Raw genomic sequence first — 4,998 nt, forward strand, 5'->3', positions numbered from 1 at the left:
TCAATTACGTTATTTCCTTCTTAGAGAGGTAAATTTTGGTCAAGATGGAAGTTTCAGCAAAAAAAATATGATTAGTCGTATAAATTCAGAACTTGCAAATAACATAGGTAATCTAGTACAAAGGACAATTTCGTTTCTACATAAACAGTGTGCTGGAGTTGTTCCAGTAATTGATTATGATATGCTTGAAAAGCTTCCAAACTGTACAGCTGTAATAGATCAAGTTATGGATCACTTATATAGGTATGAATTTAGTAATATTATACTTTTAATAATTAATATTTCTTCTGAGGCAAATGCCTACATTGATCAAAGTGCACCATGGGTATTAAGTAAAACTGATAAGGAACGTATGAATTTAGTTATTTATAAGCTACTTGATTACATAAGAATAATAGGTATTTTATTACAACCAATTATTCCTTTATCAGCACAAAAGATATTAGATCAATTAAGAATTCCGAAAGAGCAACGTAGCTTAGAATCTCTGTGCAACACACGAATAAGCTCTGGTAACGTGTTACCTAAGCCAGAGCCAATTTTTTTTAGATTTGATTCTTGAGAGTTATTTCCTATTCTGATGGCTACTTAAATATCTACTAGAATATCAGATATATTTCCATAAAGTTGCTGGATAAGCGGAAGCGTATGTTACAGAAATATTCGATTCGACCAGATAGATGGGTGCTACTTATAAACAATATGCAAAAATTCGTTTTTTCAGCCTTTTTAAATTTACCTCTTTTAAATCATTGCAGATACGCAGCTCTAAAAAGTTTGCTTCTAATAAATATTATTAAGTTAGTAATTTTAGATTCATTCGAATTATTCTTCAGAAGATATTTTTACTAATAACATTAAATAAAACAAACGTAAAATTTAACTTTAAGAAACAATTTTTTATGAAAATTTTGTTAATAAATAATAGAACCTTTTAAATTCTTGAACCTTCTTGCTTAATCAGTGTGCATCCCACTTTACGGTACTCAAATCTATACCTTCTTGAACCATCTCAAGAAGTGGACTCATATCACGCAACCTACCGATATTTTTAGTTATGAGCTCTGAAGCATATAAAATCTCTTCTCCAGTTGTAAATCTACCAAGACCGAACCTGATAGATGAATGTTCAAGATCATGACCATTGTTAAGCGCACGTATAACATAAGATGGCTCAAGTGATGCTGATGTACAAGCAGAACCAGAGCTTACTGCTAAGTTTCTTATTGCCATTATAATTGATTCACCTTCAACATAAGGAAAGCTAATATTTAAGTTACCTGGAATTCTATTTTGATAATCACCATTCAATACAATATCAGGAAATGCTTCTTTTATATTATAATACAAAATATCTCTTAATTTCTCTAATTTATTTGCTTCCTCTACCATTTCTGTTGCTGCAATTCGTGCCGCCTCACCAAAACCAACTGCAAGAGGCGTTGGAACCGTACCAGAACGCATACCTCTCTCTTGTCCACCACCACTAATTAGTGGTGTTAACCTCACACGAGGGTTTTTTCTACGTACATATAGTGCTCCTATTCCCATAGGACCATAGATCTTATGGCTAGAGATACTCATTAAATCAATATTCATCTCATTTACGTCTATTGGAATTTTTCCAAACCCTTGAGCAGCGTCTGTATGAAAAAATATATTGTGCTTTTTACATATTGCACCTATCTCATTAATAGGTTGGATCACTCCTATTTCATTGTTTACCATCATCACAGAAACCAGAATTGTTTTATCAGTTATTGCTTCTTCAAGTTTTAATACATCTATAATTCCATTTTGCTGCACAGGCAAATACGTTACTCTAAAGCCTTCACTTTCCAAATATCTGCAAGAATCTAAAACACATTTATGCTCTGTACATACAGTAATGATGTGATCACCTTTATTTTTATAAAAGCTTGCAATTCCCTTAATTGCCAGATTATTTGATTCTGTTGCACCTGAAGTAAATATTATTTCTTTGCTATCTGCATTGATTAAATCAGCAACATGTTTTCTGGCTTTCTCAACAACATTTTCAGCATTCCATCCAAATGAATGACTGCGAGAATGTGAATTAGCAAACTCACTAAAATAAGGTATCATTACCTCTAAAACACGAAGATCTACTTTAGTAGTTGATTGATAATCAAGAAATATTGGTAATTTTACACTCTCAGTATTATCTATGATCTTATGGTTCATAAGCCTACCATATAAACAAGTTCTTTGTTTTAAAAATAACACTAAAATAAAAGTCCTGCAAGAATTTTTATGACTCATCATATTAATAGATTGGTAAGAATATTAACTAAGTCTTTCTATCGAGAATTGTGTCACGCGATCAATTAGAATATACTACTTATCAGACAGCAGAAAATCTACCGAAAATAAATGTTAATGCTTAAGCAGTCTATCACGTGCTTCATTCAATTTTTGTGCAAAATATTGAGAACCACCTTTATCTGGATGTACTAATTTCATTAGATTATGGTATGCGCGATTGATTTCATTTTGATCTGCTTTAGCACCATATAACCCTAATATTCTTAAGGCCTCTTCATTGGACATTTTGCTGCTTGCATAGCGAGGCCTGGATGCAGAACTCTTACAATTAAAATCATTTATTAATTTACTTAATATAGAATTAATATTAAAAACTACGCTGAATTTTCTAATGAAAAAAAAAGAAAATAGAAGCAAACTAGGCATTATAAATATAATTATCATTATTATTAAGAAAAATAGAAAAATAAATGACATATATTTAGTTGTTATTTCGTAATAAAATAGTAACATAATTAATACTGTAGTTGCAATGGTAAAGAAGTGTTTATTCAAGTTGAGAGTACTCCAAATCCAAATACATTAAAATTTCTTCCTGGCTTCGCTATTTTAAGTGAAGGAGAAGTTATAGATTTTCCTTGTAAAGAAGATATAACTAACTCTAAGTTAGCAACTAACCTTTTCCATATAGAAAATGTAGAAAGAGTTTTTTTTGGTTACGATTTCATCTCAATTACAAAATCTAATGAAGTCGATTGGAATATATTAAAAGTAGAAATTTTGACTACAATTCAGGACCATTTCACATTTGGTGGAAAGGCTTTGGATGAAGAAGGAGAGAACAAGAAAGATGAAGAATTTTTTGATAATGATGACATAGAAATTGTAGAGAGGGTTAAAGAATTAATGGATAATTTTATTAAGCCAGCTGTTGCTCAAGATGGTGGTGACATTAAATTTAAAGGTTACAAAGATGGGATTGTATATGTTAAGCTTCAAGGTGCTTGTTCTGGGTGCCCTAGTGCTGCTATCACTTTAAAACAAGGGGTAGAAAACATGTTAAGCTATCATATACCAGAAATTGCAGGCATTGAAACAATAGAGTAGGAGTTTTTTGAATTTACAAGCAGTTAGAGGGACAAAAGATCTTATATTTAATGAGTGGTATAAATTTCAACATATTCAACAGATAGCAAGTGAGGTTTCTTCTCTCTATGGGTTTGCTCCAGTTGAAACTCCAATATTTGAGTATACAGAAGTTTTTACGAAAACTTTAGGCGATACTTCAGATATCATCACTAAAGAAATGTATAGTTTTAATGATAATGGAGGTAGAAGTATTACGTTACGTCCAGAATTTACTGCAGCAATAGTAAGATTTTTACTTGAAAAAAAAGTACAACTTCCTGTAAAACTATTTTCATCTGGACCTGTTTTTCGTTACGAAAGGCCGCAAAAGGGACGACAGAGGCAATTCCATCAAATAAATTTTGAAGCCTTTGGTATTTCCAGCCCTAAAGTTGATGTAGAGTTAATATCGCTAGCTCAGGATCTATTAGAAAAGTTTTCTATTGATAAAAATGTAAGGTTAGAGATAAATTCTCTTGGTGATACTAAAACTATGAAAAAATATAGGGAAGTTCTGGTATCATACTTTACAAAATATCAAAAAGATTTATCAGAGGATAGTCAAAGAAGACTCAGTACAAATCCGTTAAGGATATTAGATTCTAAAGACAGCCAAGATAAAATAATAATTTCAGATGTACCTAGAATCTCTGATTCTTATACAAAGGAATCATCATATTTTTTTGATCAAATATTAAATGGTTTGCAAGCTCTGAACATACCTTATATCGTCAATACTAAATTAGTACGTGGACTCGATTATTATTGTCATACTGTATTTGAATTTATTACAGAGGATTTAGGTAGTCAAGGAGCAGTTTTTGCAGGTGGCAGGTATGATAATCTTATATCTTTAATGGGTGGAAAATATACTCCTGCAGTAGGTTTTGCAGGTGGTATTGAACGCATAGCAGAATTAATGGATTATTCTCATCCTAAAAATCAATCTATCTGTTTAATTCCTATAGGTGTACAAGCTGAAAATTACGCTCTAGTGCTTGCAAATGAGTTGCGTAAGGAGGGCTTATGCATTAATTACGAATATCAAGGCAATCTAAAATATAGAATGAAAAAAGCAAATCAACTAAATTCACACTTTGCTTTAATCTTCGGTGAAGATGAATTAAATAACAGCACTTTAATCATAAAGAATATGAAAACAGGAGAGCAGAAGGTCGTTCACGCTAGTAATATTGCAAATAGTCTTTCCATATAAAAGATTATTAATTTTTTAGAACAGTATATTTCATTTAGCAGATCAATAATTAAGATATTTAAGATTGTGTTATCTCAACTTAGGAGGTTAATGTTTTAGAGTTTTTTCTTTTTTACTTATCTTTTTTTTTATAACAGGTTCAAAGAGAAAATTCCTGATTATTTTAACAATAGATCTAAGAATCTGTTTAAAATCTTCGTAATATGAGAGAAACAAAGGAGAGAACAACCATTTGCAAGCTAATATTACGCTCGCAATTTCTCCACTACATTTTATCTAACTAAGCGAAAGAAGGCTCGACAACTAATCATTTTGGCAGTACAGCAAAAAAATGTAATTCACTGTGCTTTATAGCCTGAACAGTTTCA

Annotated in this window: 5 protein-coding genes; 3 read left to right on the forward strand and 2 right to left on the reverse strand. The window is 31.2% G+C overall.

Annotated features, from left to right (window positions below):
* Positions 1–562, forward strand: a 562-nt coding sequence (locus V6U76_RS04435; protein WP_333023869.1) for a class I tRNA ligase family protein, incomplete at its 5' end; no start/stop codon positions are given.
* A 398-nt stretch (positions 563–960) separates the two neighbouring features.
* Here the strand turns inward: V6U76_RS04435 and V6U76_RS04440 are convergent.
* Together V6U76_RS04440 and V6U76_RS04445 are read right to left on the reverse strand one after the other, a co-directional pair.
* Positions 961–2,205 carry an IscS subfamily cysteine desulfurase gene (locus tag V6U76_RS04440; protein WP_333023870.1) on the reverse strand — a complete coding sequence of 415 codons (1,245 nt, stop codon included), beginning with the start codon at positions 2,203–2,205 and terminating at the stop codon, positions 961–963.
* A 192-nt stretch (positions 2,206–2,397) separates the two neighbouring features.
* Positions 2,398–2,730: a J domain-containing protein gene (locus tag V6U76_RS04445; protein ID WP_333023872.1), complete on the reverse strand. Its 333-nt coding sequence runs from the start codon at positions 2,728–2,730 to the stop codon at positions 2,398–2,400.
* A 99-nt stretch (positions 2,731–2,829) separates the two neighbouring features.
* Here V6U76_RS04445 and V6U76_RS04450 point away from each other — a divergent pair, with 99 nt between their 5' ends.
* Both V6U76_RS04450 and hisS read left to right on the forward strand, forming a co-directional pair.
* Positions 2,830–3,393: a NifU family protein gene (locus V6U76_RS04450; RefSeq protein WP_333023874.1), complete on the forward strand. Its 564-nt coding sequence runs from the start codon at positions 2,830–2,832 to the stop codon at positions 3,391–3,393.
* 7 nt (positions 3,394–3,400) lie between these two features.
* Complete coding sequence (hisS, locus tag V6U76_RS04455; protein WP_333023877.1) at positions 3,401–4,630, forward strand: histidine--tRNA ligase; 1,230 nt, start codon at positions 3,401–3,403, stop codon at positions 4,628–4,630.
* Positions 4,631–4,998: the final 368 nt, after the last annotated feature.

This window comes from Wolbachia endosymbiont of Pentidionis agamae, assembly GCF_036711655.1.
Classification (GTDB): domain Bacteria; phylum Pseudomonadota; class Alphaproteobacteria; order Rickettsiales; family Anaplasmataceae; genus JAZHPY01.

Bases quoted from the DNA above. Each gene is read 5' to 3' on its own strand.
- V6U76_RS04440 (WP_333023870.1), bottom strand. From the start codon at position 2,205: ATGAACCATAAGATCATAGATAATACTGAGAGTGTAAAATTACCAATA.
- V6U76_RS04445 (WP_333023872.1), bottom strand. From the start codon at position 2,730: ATGATAATTATATTTATAATGCCTAGTTTGCTTCTATTTTCTTTTTTT.